We start from the raw sequence: 24,492 nt of genomic DNA, 5'->3' as shown, positions 1-24,492 counted from the left end.
TCAAATATCAGTTTTGCAACCTAAATAATTAAAAACAGATAATAATAAAAAAATATAATCAGCATAGTCATTATTTACAATAATTATATTTAAAGTAAATTCTAAATAATGTGCAGTATTAGCTATCAAAAAATTCTCATCGGTACACTGACCGTACACTCTATAGATACGAAACTTCCATTTTATAAAAAATCAATACTCTATATTGTAGAGTAAGATCATTATCATTAGCTAATGTAAATTCAGATAAATTAAATACAATACTAAGTAAGAAAGCGAGATGATTATGAAAATAATAAGATACTATTTAATATTAAAAAATGTATTAACGAAAAATACACTACACATGCATTCTCAATGAATTAGAATAGCCAATTATAATTCAGTCTTATATTAAAATAACTCTATTAACATTATAACTCACATTCAATTTAAATTATTTAAATAATTTTATTTTATTTATACACAGAAAAATAAAATATAGATAATATTCATAAAGTTATTTAATTATTTTAAAGAAAAATTACTTAATTTCTTCCTGTTTTATAGAGCCCAACAATCCACGTTAGCACCCCAACAGCTATAAGTAAAATCGCGACCTTCTTAGAAGAAGACATAAATAATACATTACCACAAACAATACATGTTACACCACTTCCTGACAAATATTGAGACTTACGTTGATTACAACGTTGTTCTCTTAATTCTTGAGTTAGTTTTTCAATATTAACTTGTAAAAATTTTTGCTGACGTAAAGTGCTGTAAATTAAATCAGGAATTTCAGGCATTTTTTCAAACCAATATGACGATTTTTCTTTTAAAACTTGAGTAATACCTGGAATGCTAATTTGACTATGTATCCAATTTTCTAAAAATGGTTTCGCTGTTTTCCATAAATCTAATTGAGGATCTAGCTGTCTACCCAACCCCTCTACATAGATTAATGTTTTTTGAAGTAAAACTAACTGAGGTTGTACCTCCATATTAAAACAACGAGCAGCATCAAATAAGTTTAATAAAATATTACCAAATGAAATTTCAGATAATGGTTTATTAATAATTGGTTCACAAACAGTTTTAAGCGTACACTCAAAATCCTCAATATTTGTATTTAGTGGTACCCAACCAGAGTCTATATGCAATTCTGCAACTTTACGGTAATCTCTATTAAAAAACGCAATAAAATTATCTGCAAGATAGCGCTTATCTTCTTTATTCAACGAACCCACAATACCATAATCAATACCTATATATAATGGATTTTCTGGATGTTCATGGCTCACAAAAATATTACCAGGATGCATATCAGCATGAAAAAAGCTGTCACGAAAAACCTGAGTAAATAAAACTCTCACACCTTTTTCTGCTAAAATTTTCATATTAGTTCCCTGAGCTTTTAACGCAGTAATATTAGAAACAGAAATACCATAAATACGTTCCATCACCATGACATTTTCACTACAATATTCCGCATATACTTCAGGTACATATAACATCGAACTATTTTTAAAATTACTACGTAACTGCATCGCATTAGCTGATTCCCGCAAGAGATTTAATTCATTCATTATAGTTCTTTCATATTCACGAACCACTTCTTTAGGGCGTAAACGGCGACCATCCGGGAAAAAAGTGACCCAATCAGCAACACAGTACATTAATTTTACATCCGACTTAATAATAGGTAAAATATCAGGCCGAAGCACTTTTATGACTATTTTTTTTCCGTTATATTTTAATTTTGCCGAGTGAACTTGAGCTATAGATGCTGAAGCGAGTGGATTTTCATCAAAATCGTCAAACCATTTTTCTATTGGACCACCTAATGATTTTTCAATATAATAACGAGCAATTTTACCATCAAAACTAACAACTTGATCTTGTAACAAAGAGAGTTGATTGATAATATGCGGCGAAAATAGATCTTGAAAAGTCGATAGCATCTGACCAAGCTTAATCCATACAGGTCCAAGTTCCTGCAATGCTAAACGTAAGCGCTCACCAAGTTCTTTTTCTTGGTGTTGATTCCTGATCCAAAAAAAAACAACGCGCCCAATATGCAGAAGCAATGTAAATTTACTTTTAGGTATCAACTCATCTAAACCATATGAGAGAAATATTCGTATAATAAAGTAAAGACGTTTTATTTCACCGGAATTCATTGTAATCTTCCAAATGACTTAACTGTTGTTATAGTTTATTTCATAAGTCGCTCATCTATTGACTTCTTCTCTAAAATAAACTAACTCAAGCAGATTAGGTTCTGTTTTTCATGCTTTATGCAAAGTATATTTCAAGTAGCTTTTAACTATTAATGAACTAAGCAATATATTTCACTTTCTTACGTAATAATTATTTCACCTTTTAAAATAAAGGTAACTTCTAAATCAAAAGATAAATAATACATCAAATCTAAAAATATTTTCTAATAAAAAGAAAGTGAAGATTATATTACTTCCATATCATCATATATAAAAATATTTCTACTATTTATGAACTTTAGTATTGTTATTTTTTGTCACTAAATTAGCATACACAAAATATTTTTATTTTATAATTAGAAAGCTCTGACTATTAACGTAATACAAGAATACTATGGTCTATTAAGATCAACATGGGGTTTTGTGTTAGGTTTATGTAAGTTAATAAATATACTTTTACTCACTAAACATGATCTAAAACACTTTTAAACTGATTCTTAAATCATTTTTACTTTAAAGCACATTAAATAAATAGAGTTATAAAAAATACAACTTTGTATTTTTTTTCTTACTCTCTTTTTTAATATTTCTGTCATTTTAAAATTTAAATCCCTTATGCAATGCGACGATACCACCTGTGATATTAATATAGGAAACGTGTTCTAACCCAGCATTTTCCATCATTAACTTTAGTGTTTCTTGATCTGGGTGCATACGAATAGATTCAACTAGATAGCGATAACTATTTGCATCATTTACAATCACTTGACCCATAACAGGGAGCATATAAAATGAATACACATCATAAGCTTTGTTTAATAATTTATTTATTGGTTTTGAGAATTCAACAACTACAAGACGACCACCTGGCTTGAGTACTCTATACATAGCACACAGTGCTTTGTTTTTATCTGTTATATTACGTAATCCAAAGGCAATGGCAATACAATCGAAATAATTATCTGGAAAAGGCAGTTCTTCAGCATTAGCCTGAACATAATTAACATTACCAACAACCCCAAGATCCCGTAGCTTTTCGCGACCCTTGTGTAACATGGAATCATTAATATCAGCAAGAATCACCTCGCCTTTCTCACCTACAAGACGGGAGAATTTTTCTGTTAAATCACCCGTTCCACCAGCAAGATCAAGTACACGTTGATTATAACGCACACCACTAGATTCAATCGTAAAACGTTTCCAGAGACGATGAATACCGAAAGACATTAGATCATTCATCAAATCATATTTTAATGCTACAGAATGAAAAACAGTTCCAACTAGGTTGGTTTTGTCTTCTTTGCTTACCAAACGGAAACCAAAATCAATAGTTTTTTTAGACGATTTTATCATATCTATCATACCTATTTACAATTCCGATTAACACAAAGATCTTGACAGTTTTTAAAGTAAAAACCTATCAACATAATTTAAGATACAATCCAATATAACTTATGAAATTTTTAATAAATTGAGCAATAATTAGTTATTTTTCTTCAATGAGAATCTCTTGTAAGTTTTAAAGTGAATTGATTAAATTACCTCGAAATTACTTCAGTCTTTTAATAATAAAATAATAAAAGTAATTTTCTTTATTGATTTTTTTTTCTTAAACACTAAACATCATCGATAAAAGAAACAATTCATCTTATATATTGTATGAGTTACGCAAAAATTTCTTACGAATTTTATATTTTTAAACTTATAATGTTATAATTTTCTTATGCCTGGACTGTTTTACTAATAAAGTTAAAAATATACTACATAATCTTTTACTTTATTTTTTATGAAAGCATTAAGATAATCATTTCAAAGTAAAGAAATAATCAAGTTCAATTAAAATGCACGATGAATAGATAACTGAATAAATAATTCGGAAACTAATGACAAGTTTTTATCGCTAAGAGTTTTATGCACGTCTAATGACGATGATATATTTTTTAATTTTAATCAATTTTGATTAAAATTTTCTCTATTGAAAGAATTTTCTTACTTAATAAGTAGCAATTTTCCTCACAAACTATATGCTATATATTTTACTAAAAAATGATAAGATATAATTAGTCATAAATATTAAAATCAGTATTAACGCTCACCTCAGTTTGAAATTTTCTATATCTACTTCAGTCTAAAGCCTGAAAAATACTTCAAATTTTACCCATGGCTAGGTTTTAAGTATTTTATCTAATTTTAGCTAGGGATGATATTTATAATTTTTCCGTCATTTTTGTCATTGAGTTATAAAGTGATTCCACCTGATACATTTAATAAACTAATGTATCCCTCTGCATTCTTCTTCACTGAAGATTTATTCAATTTACTAAAACCTCATGATTCTTAAATATTAGTCAGATTCAAATTAAACTTTATACTTCTTTTGAAATACATAGGAATTGATTATGTTTGAAATACAATTCAACAAGATTCCAATGTAAGTGTTAGCTATTTGTTTACTATATTTTACTAAACGTAGTTTTCTCTGTGAAAGAGTTTCTTCTATTGAAGTATGCTGTAGTATTACGCATTTTAATTTTTAATCTCGACAATATGTTCTCTAAATATAAAATGACTAATTTAAATCATGATATTGATTTTTATTGAAAAAAATAAATATCTGTTATTATTTTTAGTGAGCATTTGGCTAGATTCTAAGGTAATTTCACTCTTTACACAAACACTAATTCAATAAAAATATTAGACGTTTCAATGACCGACTAAAATATTATTAAAAATCTAATCACTCTACAAAAGATACGAGATACGCATTTATTATTTAGCTCTTACTTTATAAAAAATACACTTAAATCATTTAAGATTTATGTAAGTGAAAATTGATTCCCATAATAAAAAATAAAACAAATAGAAGACATAGACTGATTAAGTAGTAGTTTGTACTAACTCATGTAATTAACCAAGAGCAAAGTATTATTAATATAAGATATGACAAAAAACTATTTAATTTATCTTATTAAAATAACTTAAAAGACATAATTATCTTCTTAAAACAATATTTTAGCACTTGAAATCTTTCTTATAAAATTTTAGTGTTTTATTTTCTACATTACAGCTTCTTGTACGTTAAATACCTAAAAAAAACATAACACAATCATCAATATAAAAAAATATTTTTTGACGTATTTCCTTGGTAGTCATGTTGCAATTTTCAAAAAAGACTCTCAATTTTCTTAAATGTGGTGTCTATAAATATTTAAGTATTATTATAAAATAATAATATATAATGATGATATCTATTGTTAGATATAACATAAGTATTTATGTTACCAGTCTTTTATATGATAAAAATCATAAAAACTATTTATATGAATTCTATTATTAAAATTTTTACTACTTATTTTTCAATAAGTAAACTTTGTTATTCTGATTATATCATCATCTACATTCTCTACACTTTTTTTAAAAAATTTTTTTGATATTATTATACAAACATTTATATTTTATATTTAAATCACACACATTAAATAAAACATTTATTTAATTTTTAATAAAAATTAAATAAATTATATATATTTAAATCATTACATGAATAAAAAGTAATCATCATAGCGATAAATTTTCTCATTGAAATGTATTTTGATAACTAATTTTTATACTACGATCATGTCAAATAAATAAAATAAATATTTATGAAACAGTTTAATAAATACTTGTATGTTGTACGATAAAATCGTTGATGCTAATAAAATAATCTTAACGCATTAAAGTTTTGTTATTTCTTCATGAAAAATACAACACTAATAATTTTTAAAGTTATGATAAAAATTTAAAGTAACTAATAATTAGTATACCATTAAAGATCATATATTAAAGATATTATAACTAGAATTTTATTGACTGAGTATACTATCTAATAAAATAAATCTAGTCTATCTTTGACTTTTTTAGTAATGATTCATTAGTATTTTTTAACTACACTCAATATGATTCAATTTTTATTATCTTAAAACGATTATTTAAATAGATGTAGATCTTGTATGACTAGTCATCTGTACTTCGTACAGTTTTCCTAAATGTATAATAAAATCCATATCAGATTATGTAAGCTACATCTTTTTTTACATGCTAAGTGGAACACATAAGTCTTATAATGCGTATTATAAAATTTATTGTATAGACGAAATATAGCACGATGATTATATTCAACCACTACTTATATAGTAAGATTAAATGGTGTAATATAACTACTTTATATTCGTACGATAATAAAAATAATAATCTGAATAAAATGATCATAAAATAATTTTAGTAATAAACTGTATATATAATATTAATAGTAATATTTTAGTACACTTTTATCCTAATATTATATTTCGGCAATCACAGAAATCACAGAAATCACAGAAATCACTATTATGATAGTTTTTATTTTGAATAATGATAACATATTATAATTTTCCTTATTTTAAAAATATAAGATTATTTCTACCTAACAAAAAATCAGAGAAATAACACTATACTAAAAATAAATTTCTATCTAGATACCTATCTATTGACCAACTTTTATACGTGATTATAATTGTTTATGTATTTATTTCTTGTCTTATAATGTAATAATGTATTATATTAACTATTCACTCTTTTATTCAATTAAAGTAATAGAATGCATTTACAGATCAATCGTATTACATCTTACTTTTTATAAAAATGTTAGAGTATTCCAATGACGTCACTATATAATTAAATATCAGATAAAGTTTTTGTGCACTAAATATCTACTGAAATATAATGTATTAATAATGATTTTTAATATCATATTGTAAACAATATTCATTAGGTAGTATATATTAATATAACTTAGATGCTTATCTTTTAGTTTTTTTATTTTATAAAGTTCTGATACTTAATTATTTTACATGTAATAATTTTATACTGGACAACTAAGAAAACAGATATGCTACTTTAGTAAGTATACTAAATTATTTTGTTATCTATATCACTCCATTTCAGGAATGAAATTATTAGCTTTATCATCAATTCTTTTAATTGAAATAGTTAGTTCTTATAATAATATTAAATTTAGTATCTTCTATCATATTTATATGTGTTAGCAACAATTTATAAAAAAATAAGCAAAATATGAATTAACAAATAGTCTAAAAGACATTATTAAATTTGAAACTAGACTATCCGTTATATTAGAAAATAATATATAAAGATTATAAATAAATATCATGATATATTTCTATTTAAACAGTTTATGATAAATATAGTATTATTTCTGTCCATGTAAACTTTGAAATACATAAGACTATAATTATTACACATTATACTATGAACAACACTTTATTGGTTTACAGTTCATACGTAATGTATAAGAAAACTACCTCTTATAAACAGAAAAAATCTTTAAATAAGATTGTTTAATGACTAAGAATGATTTATTAAGTATCTTACATAAGAAATAATTTGAATCATGTCACTTATGTTAAAAAACTTTCTAGTTGCATATTCCTAATAACCTTTATTATAGAATTAATTTTATTATTACTAAAATAAAATTTTTTAAAATTATTAAATAATTTAATATTATTAATAGTATAAAAGTTAAAAACTTTAGAATGCATTTTAAATTAATTTTTCTAAAATTTTATACTACATTATTTTAATAAACAAGTACATTTATAGAATCAATAAAGTAATCTATAGCTCAGTTCTTATCTAAAGCACCAAAATATCACGAAAATGCTTAAAATCTCATAGATATACTAATAAAACATATAATGTTTATTTTTATTATTTTTAATAAATTAACTCATACATATTCAAACCCAGTTCATGACAAAATAGACATGATTGAAACATAATTTAATTTTACGTTACTACAACTAGCAGAAAACGAAAACATAAAATAAGTAATGTTTAAGTCAATTAAGTCATGAATACTAGTTCATGCTAAACTTAATGGTAGAAGTCAAAAAATATGCTATATAATATTAGTTATGATGATGATATATGAATAGTGAATTTATCCAACAACTCAATACTAAGTTAACTACTTTGGTTGCAAAATACATATCAATGTTCCATCTTTACACTCTACAAATAAATGAAACGCTTATACATATTAAAGATCATTACTTACTATTTTTAAATATTAATTATCAATATATCATTTATAAAATCTTTATTAACTTTCTTAATATAAATATTTAATATCTACAAAATAACAAAAACTACATCAGTCATGCTTAGACTGAATAAAAGAAAATGTTAAATATTTATAAATACAATCTTAATAAGATTAATAATTATTATTAAGATATGGGAAAAGGAAAAGCGATTACATCAGTAATTTTTTCAACATTTAATGCTAACATTATTAGACGATCGACTCCTAATGCAACGCCTGAACATGCTGGTAACCCATAAGTTAATGCATCTAATAAATACTGATCGATTACATAAGTAGGCAAATTCATTGCTTCACGTCGGTAATTATCTTGTTCAAAACGCTGATACTGTTCATCTCTATCTGTTAATTCACAAAAACCATTGGCAAGCTCTACACCTTTAAAATATACTTCAAATCGTTCTGCCACACGACAATCTTCCATGCTTATTTTAGCCAAAGAAGCTTGTGTTGCAGGAAAGTGATAAATCACTGTAGGTTTTTCTGTAGAAAAATATGGTTCAATACCCTTATTAAAAAGTAGTTGTAATAACGTATCTTTATCTCTCTCTTTATTTGTAATATTAATTAAATCGAAACCTGCTGCCACTACTCTTAACTCATTTTTTGTAGCTAAGAGTGGGTCAATCTTTAAATAACGCAAAAATGCTTCTTGATAAGAAAGTAATACCGCACTTTCACAATTAAGTATTTTTTGCAGTAAAGCATCAACCTCATCAATTAAACAATACATATCATAATATGGACGGTACCACTCTAGTATAGTAAATTCAGGATTATGATATCTGCCTAACTCTTCATTACGAAAGCTACGACAGAGTTGATAGATTGGCCCAATACCTGCTGCAAGCAAACGTTTCATATGGAATTCCGGGCTAGTTATTAAATAAAGATCGATTCCCTGCGAAGCACCTGGCTTTACAAAACGCGTTTTAAAAGGAGTAAGGTGAATGTCTGTAATTGTCGCTTGACTCATTGCAGGTGTTTCAACCTCAAGTATGCAGCGTTCGGTAAAAAAATGTCTAATTTCAGTAAATATTTTAGCTCTCTTTAATAAATTCACTATAGATGCACTGGGTTTCCAGTTTGATTCTTTACTCATTAACATAACTCCATAATCAATATACTCGTGTGGTTTACTGAAACTTCTTCATTATATACAATAGATATGTAAGCATCTAAATTGCATATATTTCATTTTTTATTATCATAAATATTTTTAACTCACGAGATACTTAATAATAATCAAATCTTCTTTAATATTACTCATTAGGACAAATATTGTCACTATATAACCTCGCTATCATATAATGATTCGTTATTTAAAAAATCTCATTTAATACCTTGAGACAAAAGATCATCCAGGTTATCATCATTACTCATTTTTATAATTCTCTACGTAAATAAAAAAACTTAATATTATGCAAGAAACAGATTATCGTAAAACCTGTAAAAATTTAATTTGTGACAGCTAATCTAATCAATTTAAAAAATCTATTATTGTACAATTTAAAAGTAAAAGTACTCATACCGATTGAATAATATTATTGTCAAGACTCATTGAGCTATCATGAATATAACTAATCAATACTATTCATTAAATATATCAATCATGAGCAGCTTTATGTACGTAACTTTTAGTAACACTAATTATTCTATTTCAAGAAGAAATAGAATAATATTAATTAAGTGCCTACTAAATTCTCCACTTTTCAGTGGTGGGATTCATATTTTCTCACTCAACGTCGCATAATCTCCTGATGTCAATCAAGATTTTTTTTGCATTACATCTTGTTATTTATTTTCGTTATTATGTTTAAATAAATTTTAGATACATATCCTCAATATCTTCTTAACATAATAGATCTAATATCGAAATATGAATATACATCATAAAGTAAATAATAATGATCCTTGTATGAAAATTATTAAATATAATGCTTATGATAAAAAATGAACAATTGTAAAGACGATAAGATAAACTATAGAATAACGTAATTTCCAGGCTTATCTATCAAACCAGATGTCTCTATCCTTGTACTTTTTCTATAAGACTTTTATTTGTAGTGTAATCCTTTGAGATGATTGCATAATGTATACATAAATATTTTATTTCTTTATAAAATCCTCACTGTTATTCAACTATAACAATTCATTGACTAATAATACTATTATACTAAGTAGGAAGTTAGGTAGTCGATTCAAATATTTTGTCTTTTTGTCTTTTTGTCTTTAAAAATCTTAGGAACATATACTTTTACGCATAATACTTCAAGAAGTTAAATATCATAAGAATTTTTTAAAATTTTCTTATTCATGATAGTAATTATAAATATTTTTATAACATTAAAAAGTATAAAATTAATTTTTAGAAATGGTATTATTCCTATCTTTTGAAGTTACCTGACTACACTAATACAATGCATGATCATAATAATCATAATCATGTACATTCAAGATATAGGTTTAAGTTTGACTGTAAAAAATCTAAGAAAGAAATATTAAACTTTTGTATTGCGTTACAATAGAAGTTGATATAAATTATTTACGGTTCAAATCGTTCAAAGTATTTTTCAGAATTTACAACTGCTGATAGAAAAGATTAGTTTTTTATGATTAAGTTCCTAACTCAGAACTACTATTCATAATAGTAGTTATTATTTCCATAAAAGTATGAAATGTCTACTTTATATAGTATTTTATTAGTATAAATAGAATATCAGCGATGTTGGTTATTAAAAGTCATTAAAATATCTGTTGTTATTTATACTTCTATCTAATCAATATTATTATAATAATGTAATAAGAAAAAATTATTCACATGATACGCTTAAATCAGCGTCAACTACTGTAGTAGTATACAGACTTAAATCAATATGCAACATAACAATGCTTAATATTAAAGACTAATCATCAAATCTATACAGTTAAGACCTAGTTATATAAATAGTATTATTTCACTAAGTTTTGGCTATTTGAATTATTTTATAATTGCTCAACTACACTAGTAGTGTGGAATTTTAATACCGCAGAAAATATTTTCACCTTAATTAAAACAGATTAAACATCTAAAAGGCTTTACTAACGAGAGTCATTTAAAGAGATCCTCAATAATATGCGATAAAACCTAAATAAATTTTAGGTCTTAACAGAATTGGAAACAAAGTAAAAGCCTGAAACACTCAGTATACATATAATAGTTTTATACAGATAGCTATTTAGTTTTTTAGAAAAAAATCTACAAAAATCACTCAAAAAAATACAAAAGAAATTTAATATAACAAATTGACTGTGTAAAATAATTATTATTTTTCTATAATCATAAAAAACTGGCATCTTACATACCTTAATTTTTTACAATTTTCATTGTCAGTAGTACTGAATGATTTAGTAGAATAGAATTTTAAATAACAAAGTAATGATCGATGATAAATGTTGTTAACATTATATAAATTACAAGTAATATGTTATATTTTTATTAAATATCATTTTAACTTATAAAAAAATAAACACCCCAATCAAAGCATATATTAATAATTAAATTACTGTCACGTAATATGCTTTTATGTTAGTATTTTTAATTATTTCTGATATGTACTTTTCTAAGTAGATTTATGCCGTATTTAGTCAGTATTTCTCTGTATCTGATGATTTATTTTTCTAAACTTTAAAATAGTATGATATATCTTACTTATACTAAAAAATCAGTAATCAGCATCTCTCATTAGTAAAACTTACTTTAAAAGTATCTAGAAATAAACAAAAATACTAACCTTAATGTATCCTGAGTATGTCTTATCGCTTTCTAAGTAATAAAAATTTTTTCTCATTATCAGAGATATATATACAACATTTACATTTAAAAGATTTTTAATAGCACAAGAAGATACATGCATAAATACTAAAATACATCATAAAAGTACTCATCTATAAATTAAATGCAATCATGTTTTTTATACATGAGAAAATATGATTGCATCACTAACTACTATTATAACTGTTGTATTATAACATGAATATAAAATTAATTTAAATTTAAGAAAAAAATAATATCTAAAAATAAGATTACATAAAAGTAAAAAAATAATTATGGATCAGCATGTAATTGTATTTCTCTTTTCTTGTTATTCTCAATGAGAGGATTTATAATGCATAAGATTATATTACAGAAAGTTAACTTAATATTTATATTATAATCTATTATCACTTTTTATTTTTATTACCACTCACTAAAAAACAAATTTTTTATATTTTATAGAAAAAATTAAACACTAGAATTAATATCCAAAAACTAAACATACAAGCATTGGTATCAAACTAAGTAATTTGAATATAATCACCTAAATTAGTAGGTCTGAAATTCACACTGTCATTCTATAAATATCTAAATACTATTTTAGAGGATTATTTAAAATTCTAATAAGATTAATAGTTATAATTACTTCAATCATCATAGAATTATTTATTTACACTAGATACTTTTATTTTAATGGTTTAAAAAAATATTACAATACTAATTGTGTTGATATTGCGTTTAAGTATCTTAACTATAAAGTTTTAATCGATGATTATACTCATAGCATTCTAATGCAGAAAATTTTCTTCTAACTAATACTTAATCTTTCAATAATAGCCTCAATGAAATTATTAAAAAGATATTTTAACTTATTTTAGCTATAAAAATAAATATTCACATAACTAGTTTCAATATAAATATAAAAATAGATAATAAGAAAATGCATCTTCTCTGATAACTTGCCCTAAATTCACAATAGTTTTCTATTTCTAATTAGACAGTTTAATACCTCACATATGCGAAAAAGTAAAAAACTAATTAGAATACATAGCTATATACCAGTATATTCCTGGAATATATTCTTATTTTTCTTAATTAAGATTTCCTTAGTATTTGTTAAGTAATTTTCAGGCAGTATTCTCATTGAATAAGCCAGCATCATTTATACAGAAAAAGTTTTTTCATGATTTATTATATTTAAATAATAAAAATTAATACTACTAGTAACCAAACATATATTTTAAGAATAAAAAGAAAATACTAAACATTAATTCTTTTCAAGATATAATGATAATAAGATAAAACTTAGTTAAATAGGTTAGCAACGTAGCCATAAAAATTTTTCGATAAAGTATAAAGGTTATACTTAACTTTCTTAAAATATAAATTTTAGTAAAATTAACTAGTATATGCTGTGACTAAAAAAATTTATTACTGTAAATATAATCATTAATAACAAGATATTATAAGAAAGACCTTATTATCTTTTGGTTTACCCTGAGTATTATAAATACAATTAATGCGCATGCACTAATAAGTCAACTTATAAACATTATGAGAAACATTGATCATAGAGTTAAATGACTGAGTAATAAAGAAGTCAAATAAAAGCATCCATATTTTAACAAAAATATTGTATAAAAACCTTATATAAAATTACTCATGTCTATGCGAAGTTAAACTTGGTTTAGCGGTTACTAGTTATTTATACAAGAATTTATTTAAATATGTCTGAGCAGTTATTCAGCTTAAAAATTGTTTATTTAATCAAATTACTATAATAGTTTTATTCACAGAACGTTTTCCTTAATTAGTTATAAGATTCTTGTAGTAATATCAAAAACATTACAACGAAGTTTTGAGAATTTAAACTTTTTATAAAATTATGGAGGAATTTTACTTCACTATTAGAAAGAGATACGTCCTCTTAAGTCTATTTGTATAATAGTTATTATGTACTCATGAATCTCCTCAAAAAATACTAAAATATTTCTTAAAATATTTCTAATATATAATATGCTCATAAAAATATAATATATTTTCTAATGTAAATTTTAAAAAAAGACATACTCAGAAAAATAAAAATTTTTATAAAAAAATTAAAAAATGTTTTAACACAACTCAGATTAGTAATAATTCGAGCACGCCAGTAGCGTTGCATAACTGATAATTACAAAGTATGTTAAATAAAAAGATAAAAATTAATTAAACTCTATAATATGAGTTAAATATTTCTATCATGTAACGACAACAGATCTTAATCAACACTTAAAATCCACCTAATCTCATAAAAATAACAAGAAGTGGTTTAATAAAAAGAAAAAATTTTGATGAAGAATATAGTCTACATAAAAATTACTTATATGCATGTAGATATGTGATCAGATAGAAAGCATACATATATAATGTTTGAGGATAGCAAGCGTTAAAGACTTAGTGGCAATGATTTATATGAAAAATTAATAACATCAAGACATTTAATGTCATCTGTCAACATTCAGTGATTAACATACGTTTCTAATCACAATATAAATATTATATAACATTCAAAAGCTATAAAATCATTTAGGTAGAATCTTAAATTTCATAAAATTCAACACGATCATATTAATGATACTCTAAAAATATCTTGAATAAATGTTTATCTTTTAATATTAAAAATTTATGTAGATAGATAATTTTCTAAATATTTAATAACAAATAATATTGTAATAATTCGTTATAAACACTATATGATTTATCATTTTAAAAATATTACTTGCACTAAAAAGTGAATCCATCTTTCAATTATTAAAATATTTTTTCTTTTTTGCTATTCAATAATGCTCAAGAGGGTTTATAGTGCTATATTTATTAACTAGTTAGATTGTATTATAATATAAATGTCTAGTTTAACATGATTTATCGTATAATTAATTTTTATCAATTACCTTAAGTTCTTATGAATTTTATAACATAAAAGTTTAAAATATACACTATAGTTATGCACTAGTATGATTTTCTCTTTAATGTTTGTAGCAATAAAAGCCAGATAATATGAATATATAGTCTGGCTGCTTAATATGATGCACTTTTAATTAATGATTAATATTTATTCTATATTTTGAATCTGCTCTCTCATCTGTTCAATTAACACCTTCAGTTCTACAGCTGAGTTAATAATTTCACTATGAATTGACTTTGAAGCTAATGTATTCGATTCACGGTTGCATTCTTGCATCATAAAGTCAAGTCGACGGCCATTAGCGTCTTTCTTTTTAAGAATATTACGTGTTACTTGAATATGGGCTTCAAGTCGATCGAGCTCTTCTGCTACATCGGCTCGATGAATTAGAATAAGTAACTCTTGTTCTAATCGATGATTCTCAATCTGAACGCCTGCTTCTTCTAACTTACTTTTAAGTCGATTACGTTGCCATTGCAAAATCTCTGGCATATATTGACGAACTTTTGTTACCTCGACTAAAACAGCATTAAGTCGCTGCTCAATGAGCAGATATAGTACAGCACCTTCAGTTTCACGAATTTTAATAAAGTTATCTAAAGTTTTATCAAAACTAGATAAAAGCTCTACACGTATTATGTCTAAATCTTGTTGAACAGGTGACATCACTCCAGGCCAACGTAAAATTTCTAACGGGTTAATCTCACCTTCATTACTGTATTTTTTTATTACATTTGCAGCACGAATAATTTGACATGCTAAATTTTTATTTAGAATCAACTCACTGATATTGGAGCTATTTAACTCAAAACGTAGATAACATTCAACTTTACCTCGAGTAAGTCTAGAACGCATTCGTTCGCGGATAACTGATTCTAAACTACGTAAGTGCTCTGGAAAGCGTAAATAAATTTCCAAATAACGGTGATTAATAGAACGTATCTCCCAAGTTGCACTCCCCCATTCACTTTTAATATCATAGCGTGCAAAAGCGGTCATACTACGGATCATAATTTATTCCTATTAAAACAAATATTACTTGATTATAACGCTATTGATCATGTCATGATAGAAATTATCTATGCAAAGAAGTTAAATACAGAACAAATTAAGTAGAAAAGAAAAGAATACTGTACATATAATAGAACAACATCAGATTAGATGTGTTGATAAAAATAATTCATGGATATACTAAACTAAGAAGAATTCCGATCTTATTAAATGTAGCAACACTAAAGTTTTATATCATACGATCATAAAACAAATATGACATATTATTCTTAAAAAATAAAATCGATATTACATACATGTTATATATGAAATTCTGACTTACGAAAAATACAGGTTACTAAGACAACCATACAAAAGATAAAAAAAACAGAGTACAGATAGACTCTTAATATTGTATAAATTGTTTATTGCAGAACACTATTAATCTAACAATAGATGAATATAAAATTATTCTATTTTGTTATACTAATATAATGAGATAGTAATACTCACACATCTACAATCTCAATAAATCGTCTTATATTGGTTGATGTCATCAATAATATAATTAATTTCTATTAGTCTATGCGAGATTCAATATCTAGAATATTCTGTAGATAAAAGAGATATAAATATAATTATAACTAACGTTAATAAAAAATTAAAATAAAATATAAAACAGTGATGCATTAAATTACATAGAACTTATACGTTTATCTCTTAGCATATTATACAATAGAAATAATGTTTATGTTATTCTCAATATAATAAATAAAATAAAAATAACTGTAAATGAATAGATGAAATAACTATCGTGTATATCTAGTTAATTTTAATCACTGTTATGTTAATTATATCTTTGAGATATATGTAACATAATTCTTCATTATATCTCAAAGTATTTACTATAATTTTATGCTGCATTTCTTTTTTTATATAACAATACACTAAGGCTAATTTTTGATTTCAATCTATTAACTTGAATTATTAAGAATATAAATTTATAAAAATTTATCAGACTTAACATGTATTAAGATTTAAGATTAAAATACACTCCATCTCATGATGATTACATTAAAATCATACGATACAATACATTTTTTTATATCAGGCTATTTAATTTTACGCGCAATCTCATTCTTGTTAATAGATTATACATGTTTTTACTACTTAAAAAGTTATTAAATTCAATCTTATCTTTTGGGCTATCTATAAATATTTCCCATTATAAAAACAATTTCAATTGTGATTGAAAATCATTCAGTTGCTCAATCGCAAGATTGCATAATTTTGTTTTGAATATTATTACTACATGTACAAATTTCTTTGAATGAAGGAAGATTATTAAAAAAATTAAAAATTACATAATATTTTCTATATTGTATCATCAAAAAAATTAAAAATAAAACTTTTATTATGTAGACCAATAACAAGCACAATTAATATGATAAAATTAATTCGATCATCAGAATAAGTGATGTCATTATCTATTTTAAAATCATCTGTGATGAAAGATAAAAAATTTTATCACTATCAAATGCATGAAAACTAATGCACATTATCTATACTAAAATATTATAAATCAATCTTAATATAACCGAGTTTTTGAATTTCATTAACATTTATCTAATGTAATGATAGAAATATATACTAAGAATGAATTCATGACGCCGTCAGCGACAGGCTAGAAGTTCAGGTAAAAATATAGCGATTCAACTGATTAAAATGAGGAAAATAGTCAAAAATATTTAAATAATAACAAGAAATATAAAAATCAGTGAAAAAATAAGTAGTAAAATAAATAAACAAACTACTGTTTTTCATTTTTAAAAATAGCAGCTAAAAGTCTATTTAATATTTTTAGGACGATAATAAAATAATGCTAAACTGCAACAGGAAATGAAAATAAAGAATTTTCTCAATTCGGTGATCTTGACAGTTAATTGATGCATATTTCACTACCTGATACAATCTTTAAAATAACATGCGATTATTCCAATTATATTCAAAATATTTCACTCTTATTCCCAATATCTATTCACAAAGTATTTAAACATACCAGTGATGTCGTGTAAACTAAAAACCCACCAAAAATTTTCTCTATCAGAAAATTTTCCTATAATTCTGATAATTTAATATAATAAATATTAAATTTTTACTTGCATATATTATTTAATTATCTAAAAGTATTTTTTTGAAAATAGGACAATATAAGAGACTGGATTTATTCTTAACACTTTTCGTACATCTAATATAAGAAAAAGTGATTTTTCTCATTTTAGCACTGCTAAAACAAACATTAATAACTACATTTAAAACTTATTCTAAAACTTTTATCCTGTTTATAATAATTTCTATTTGCAAAATGTAAAGATAATTATCTTAAAAGACGAAGTTACATTTTCACCTGTCTAATAATAAAAATTAACAGTGTATAAACATGTAAGACTTTTAAAGATTATATTTATTATTTTTAATACTATTAAGAGCTTTTGTAACGTTTACATGATTTTATAATTATAAGTATATTTTAAATATATCATTGTTTATCATTATATTTTATATAAATAACTTTAACTTTTCTAAGATTTATATACCGCATTAATTTAGTATATAACTACAATATTCATAGGGAAATAGGATTGAAAATTCTTTTTAAACCCTTTTTTTAAAGTCATTACGATAAATTTAAGACATTTCTATTTTACTGAGTCATAAATTATAGATCATCTAATTGATTAAGAATTCTTAAATATATTATTCAGAACTTCTGTTCTATAACATGAACAACATTTAAATTTTTACAATTAAGTGATTGCATTAAAATTTAATATTAACTTTAACACTATTGATTTCTTTAGTTTATTAGTTTAGGAATCAATATACTCCTTTGATGTGCTATTTTCTTAATGAATCTTCAATAGTATTATTTTTACTTGTTCACCATCATAAAAAATTTATTATGATGTATCTCTTAGGTTAATAATAAAATTTGATGAGAAAATAATATTAATTAAAATTTTTTTAATGAATATCAAGAAAAAGATTTGTTGTTTTTAAATAAATAATCTAATTTATCTTTAATCTTTATTCCTTGTAATAAATAATAGACTAATATTAGTTATAAATATCACAATCTAATATATTTACACTATTTTTAATTAACAATAATCAATTTAAACTTATTAATATCTTAAAAGAAACTTTTAATATTCACATGAGGCAATTTCAGAAAATAATAAGATAAATTAAATATAATTACAGCATACATTTAACATATCTCAAATTATCAATGTAATTTTAGTTAGATTGTTAATACAATCAAAAAAGTAAAGTATAAAACTAGTATTAATATAATAGTTTATTCAGACAATGCTTTCATGATTATAGTAATTTCTTTTAGGTGATTGACAATGTACTTTAAATAAAATATTTAATATCATTGCACGAGGTATAAAAATGAACTATCACTGTGCAAAATCACAAAAATTTCTTTGGAAAAATTTTAGAGTTATTAAGCTGCCTTTCAGAAATTTTAACTATTGGCTACAATATGCCAATTAACAAAAACATTTCTATAATTACAATGATTGTATTAGGATTTTCAAAATAAATAGATTAAATATTAATTTTAGATATCAATTACATCTAACTAAGTAAAAGCAATATCATCATCTGAATCAATATGGAATATTATATAAAATTAATTAGACAGTTTTTGAGTAATAAAGTATCATTTATTGAAATATTTCTTGATTAATTTTAATACTATATAATATCTCTTATTAAAAAGAGTGCAGAAAATTATATGAAACATTCATATTTCATACGTTTTACAATATAATTATAAATATTTTTTGTTCTTTCATATATTATCTATTATACTTTTTGTGAATCTTTTCTTATTAAAACATCACGATCTTTTTATTATAAAAGATAGCCCTTGTAAAATGAAGGGTTTCTAACAGAATAGAATGTAATCCACACTAAAACTTTAATTGATAATAATTAATAGATAGCTCTATTTATAAAAATGAAAATTAACGATACTATTCTAAAAATTTATTAATTTATGAGGATATTATTTTTGATAACATAGTTACAAAGCATGAAGATATATTAGAAATAAATAATCTTTTCTTACACAGTAAGCTTTATGTAATATTCTTAAATATAAATGATTATATAAGTTTTTAGTTAAGATGTTAAGATAATCTATAATAAATATCACAACATGTTATTTGCGATATTGAACTTAATTAGTTACATTAAATTTATTTATACGTTTGATCCATCATTAAAGTGATAATCATAATTTTAAAATACTACTTTAAAAATTATTTATAAATTAAATGCTAATAGTTAGAGCAATTTAAAAATTCAATAAGTAGTATAAAATTAATTTAATGATCTATGATCTATGATCTATGATCTATGACATCATAAATTAGCATAATATATATAAAACTTTAAGTTTAATAATATTTATCAGAAACGCCTTAAAATATTATTGTACATAATACAAATCTTTTTATTAAAGCTGAAGAAAGCATAAAAATTATTCTAATAAGATTTAACCTAATAGTGTTTATAGGTAACTAAAAATAAAATATATTTAATTTTTCTGTATTAAGCAGGAAAATATAAACACCTATCATACCATAAAAAACAAAAAACTACAGGTATAAAGTTTGTATTTTTATCGAATAGTAAAATATTCCTATTAACTTTATTAGTTTGCAGATAAAACCACGCTACACTAAATGTTACTAACAATTTGTTGTTATCCATCGTTCGTATACATATAAAAATCTCAAAATTAATACGATATTATAATCAAATATCTCAAAATGTTCTTACTAGAAGCTAGTTAGATGATAAAATTAATCTCTACTTCAACTAAAGTAATATACAAAACAAATAAATGCCACTAAAATATCGAAAATCTATCTTTTACATTATATCATTTTAAGATATTAAGTTACTAGAACACCGACGATATTATTAAATTACATGAGATATACATCTATATACTATATAGTAGTGTATTTAAAAATCAGAAGGTAAGATCTCTCGTTAATTATGTTTACATAATTAAGATTTTTTATGAAAAAACTAAATTAAATTAACTAATGGACTTTCTATAAGATACTATTTATAAAATAATAACATTAGAGAAATCTGAGATTTTTGATAAGATCTTGAAGATGATTCTATAGAATACGCGTATAAGACATTATTCTGTATATGAAATGGAGAAATTTGACAAAAATTGTTTCATCTTAATACACGTTAATGTTATTAAAATTCAAAAAATCAAACATCTTAAATCAGTTATAAATTTTTATAAAAGATTATATTTATTAAGAAATATTCAATATTTTTATAACTATTTTTTCTAAAGAATAGAATAACTTAAATATTTATGTTTATAATATAAGTATGTTCTTTGTAAATAAGTATTCACAGCATATTATATGCTATAAATCTTAACCATATTAAGAAAAATACTTTTATACATAGTAATAAATTATTATGTAAGATATAATTTTATTATATAAGCGTATGTCAGTTTTTTAACGTCTATTTTTACTAAATCATTTCAATACGCTTTTTAAAAATTAAATAGTTGTTATTATTCTACCTACTATAACTAAATAGTAATTACTATAAATTGCAAATATTAAAAAATTAATAATATACAACAAACAATAATATATAAACACGTGTTAATCTATACATTAAAAAATTATTAGAAAAATCTATTATTATATACTAACTATAGCTAATTTATTAAGCTATTTTCGACACCACGCATTAATTTAGTTGAACTTGTTTTCAATATCTTGTTAACAAATTATAGGTCTTTGACTGCTCTGTTGCACTTTATTTAACAAAGTAAGAACAGTACAAAATATTTTCGTCTATCATAAACCCTGTCTAATCTCAAATCTAGAGTAAAAAGATCAAAAAGTAACATATTATAGTTAATATTCCTAAATAATATATTTAATCATTTTCTTGAAATGTAATTAAATATCTATACCTTAATTACTACACATACAAGTACCTTGTATGATAATGTTTTTAAATATGTATTATAAAACTTTCATATATGTCTAAAATCATACAAAATAAATATCAAGAAATAATTAGGCATATGACTTACGATTACGAATCTAATAGAAGTAATTTCTATCATGAGAAACTATCAATATCAATATTGATTTTAAACCTGATGACTTTATTAATCTAACTTATATAAATCTACAGAATTTAAGATAACAAAGATATGTGATGTCATAAAAAAATAACATCATCTAATCTTAACCTGTACTCATTCCTATCTTCTGTGGTAGAAGAGAATTTTATATTATTCAGTAATAATGTTATAATTTTGAAAATTACATCACTAAAAAATAAATTTTTCTTAATATTCACAGAAATTTACTTATCTATGATGAACAATGATGAGAAACGGTATAATTATGAGTAAATTTAATCAGACTAAAGACAGAATTAAGTGTCGTGGCGCTGAAAAAATAGCAGTTATCCCTATTAAAAAAAACACTTTTACCCAACGTAAAGATACTCTCCGTAAACCTGATTGGATGAGAATTAAGTTACCAGCAGATTCTACACGTATTCACGAAATAAAATCTGCAATGCGTGAAAACGCTCTTTACTCTGTTTGTGAAGAAGCATCTTGCCCTAATTTATTTGAATGTTTCAATTATGGCGTAGCAACTTTTATGATCCTTGGATCTATTTGCACTCGTCGTTGTCCTTTCTGTAATGTTTCCCATGGTCGCCCATATCTACCAGATTTCAATGAACCGAATAAACTCGCAAAAACTATTAAAGATATGGAATTGCGTTACGTAGTAATCACTTCAGTTGATCGAGATGACTTGCGTGATGGTGGAGCTCAACATTTTTCTGATTGTATTAGCACAATCCGCAAAAACAATCCAAATATTAAAATTGAAATATTAGTACCTGATTTTCGTGGCAGAAGTGATGATGCTTTAAACATTCTCGCTAAAACACCACCCGATATCTTTAATCATAACGTTGAAAATGTACCTCGTATTTATCATCAAGTACGTCCAGGCGCTAACTATAAATCTTCATTAAAATTACTAGAAAAATTCAAAAAATTGCATCCAAATATCCCAACAAAATCGGGATTAATGGTTGGCTTAGGTGAAACAAATAAAGAAATTATTGAAGTTATGCATAATTTACGCGATCATGGTGTAACGATGCTTACTGTTGGGCAGTATCTACAACCAAGTCCTTATCACCTTTCCGTTAAACGCTACGTTACTCCTAAAGAATTTAATAAAATAAAAGAAGCATCTCTTGCAATGGGATTTACTTATGCAGCTTGCGGTCCTTTTATACGTTCTTCTTACCATGCTGAAATTCAAGCCAAAGGAAAAGAAATTAAATAATTATTTACTATAATAGTGATCAGAGTATCGTATTATTGTTAGTAAACTTGTTTGTATATCTCCGCTTTATAACAAGATCATTAGATTAAAATATTTATTCAATAATTCATATCGCAGTTAATAATTGCCACCATTAAACATTAACCAATGAAATTATTTAAATAGCTAAACATCAAGTAAAAATAACCATACTTACACACTTAATGAAATTTCACAGTAAAATGATATTGTTAGTTTTTCTATTAATTTTATTTTCTATTAAAATAATAAAATGATTTTTTAAAATGTACTATAATAAAAATTTAATTTTCTGATTGTTTGTTAAATCTTTTAAATCTTTATGAATAGTCATAACAAAAAATCAATCAATACATCTTTTCTGTAATCTTTTTTCAATTATAAAAATTTTTATTTTTAAATAATTCTAAATATTATTTTTTATTTTAAAATTTTTAATATTTTTTAAGGTATTACTAAAAACTTTAATCTAATTAAGTAAAAAAATAAATATCTCAATACTTCTCAAAATTATTTTACATATAACTATTTTATCTATTTTACTCTAGTATATGTTAAATAACTATAATAACTATAGGCTATATCATAATATAATATTTGTTATGTTATACTGTTTTAATAAATATGTTTAGTATACCAGAGACATATTTGTAAAAAATTATACATATATCATAGTAATTTACTAATCAATTCTTCATATAAATAATTAATTATTATATAAATTCACAAAATTAAAGAATTTCTCTCTATAAAGTTCTCTATAATAGCTGGAGTGAAAAAAAGTATATTTTAAGTATTGAGCATAATGCACATTTCTTATATTTTAAATTATTATTAAAGCTACATAATATTTTTATAAATTCTATCTATCTTTTTAACACTTAAAAATGTATAAATAATAAAAAAGAATATGAGAGCTTAAATATAACTAACATAAA

At 23.7% G+C, this 24,492-nt stretch carries 5 protein-coding genes; 1 reads left to right on the top strand and 4 read right to left on the bottom strand.

Going from position 1 to position 24,492, the window contains the following annotated elements:
- Positions 1 to 527 precede the first annotated feature (527 nt).
- The 4 genes from ubiB to GFV14_RS00720 form a co-directional block, all read right to left on the bottom strand.
- Positions 528 to 2,162 carry a ubiquinone biosynthesis regulatory protein kinase UbiB gene (gene ubiB / locus GFV14_RS00735; protein ID WP_457914442.1) on the bottom strand — a complete coding sequence of 545 codons (1,635 nt, stop codon included), beginning with the start codon at positions 2,160 to 2,162 and terminating at the stop codon, positions 528 to 530.
- Between the two features lie 636 nt (positions 2,163 to 2,798).
- Positions 2,799 to 3,554: a bifunctional demethylmenaquinone methyltransferase/2-methoxy-6-polyprenyl-1,4-benzoquinol methylase UbiE gene (ubiE, locus tag GFV14_RS00730; protein ID WP_457914657.1), complete on the bottom strand. Its 756-nt coding sequence runs from the start codon at positions 3,552 to 3,554 to the stop codon at positions 2,799 to 2,801.
- A 4,919-nt stretch (positions 3,555 to 8,473) separates the two neighbouring features.
- Positions 8,474 to 9,451, bottom strand: a complete 978-nt coding sequence (gene epmA, locus GFV14_RS00725) for an elongation factor P--(R)-beta-lysine ligase (protein ID WP_457914441.1) — start codon at positions 9,449 to 9,451, stop codon at positions 8,474 to 8,476.
- Positions 9,452 to 15,236: 5,785 nt separating this feature from the next.
- A complete protein-coding gene (locus GFV14_RS00720) occupies positions 15,237 to 16,100 on the bottom strand; it encodes a YicC/YloC family endoribonuclease (RefSeq protein ID WP_457914440.1) in 864 nt (287 codons plus the stop codon).
- Between the two features lie 6,467 nt (positions 16,101 to 22,567).
- Between GFV14_RS00720 and lipA the strand changes: the two genes are divergently transcribed.
- Positions 22,568 to 23,536, top strand: a complete 969-nt coding sequence (lipA, locus tag GFV14_RS00715) for a lipoyl synthase (protein WP_457914439.1) — start codon at positions 22,568 to 22,570, stop codon at positions 23,534 to 23,536.
- Positions 23,537 to 24,492: the final 956 nt, after the last annotated feature.

Source organism: Candidatus Hartigia pinicola, from assembly GCA_020541205.1.
GTDB classification, from domain to species: domain Bacteria; phylum Pseudomonadota; class Gammaproteobacteria; order Enterobacterales; family Enterobacteriaceae; genus Hartigia; species Hartigia pinicola.
Note: the sequence above shows the minus strand (reverse complement) of the source record. Positions and strands in the feature narration are given on the sequence as shown.

What these genes read in the sequence shown, in the direction of transcription:
- GFV14_RS00720 (WP_457914440.1), bottom strand. Translation starts at nt 16,100, where the DNA reads ATGATCCGTAGTATGACCGCTTTTGCACGCTATGATATTAAAAGTGAA.
- lipA (WP_457914439.1), top strand. Translation starts at nt 22,568, where the DNA reads ATGAGTAAATTTAATCAGACTAAAGACAGAATTAAGTGTCGTGGCGCT.
- ubiB (WP_457914442.1), bottom strand. Translation starts at nt 2,162, where the DNA reads ATGAATTCCGGTGAAATAAAACGTCTTTACTTTATTATACGAATATTT.
- ubiE (WP_457914657.1), bottom strand. Translation starts at nt 3,554, where the DNA reads ATGATAAAATCGTCTAAAAAAACTATTGATTTTGGTTTCCGTTTGGTA.
- epmA (WP_457914441.1), bottom strand. Translation starts at nt 9,451, where the DNA reads ATGAGTAAAGAATCAAACTGGAAACCCAGTGCATCTATAGTGAATTTA.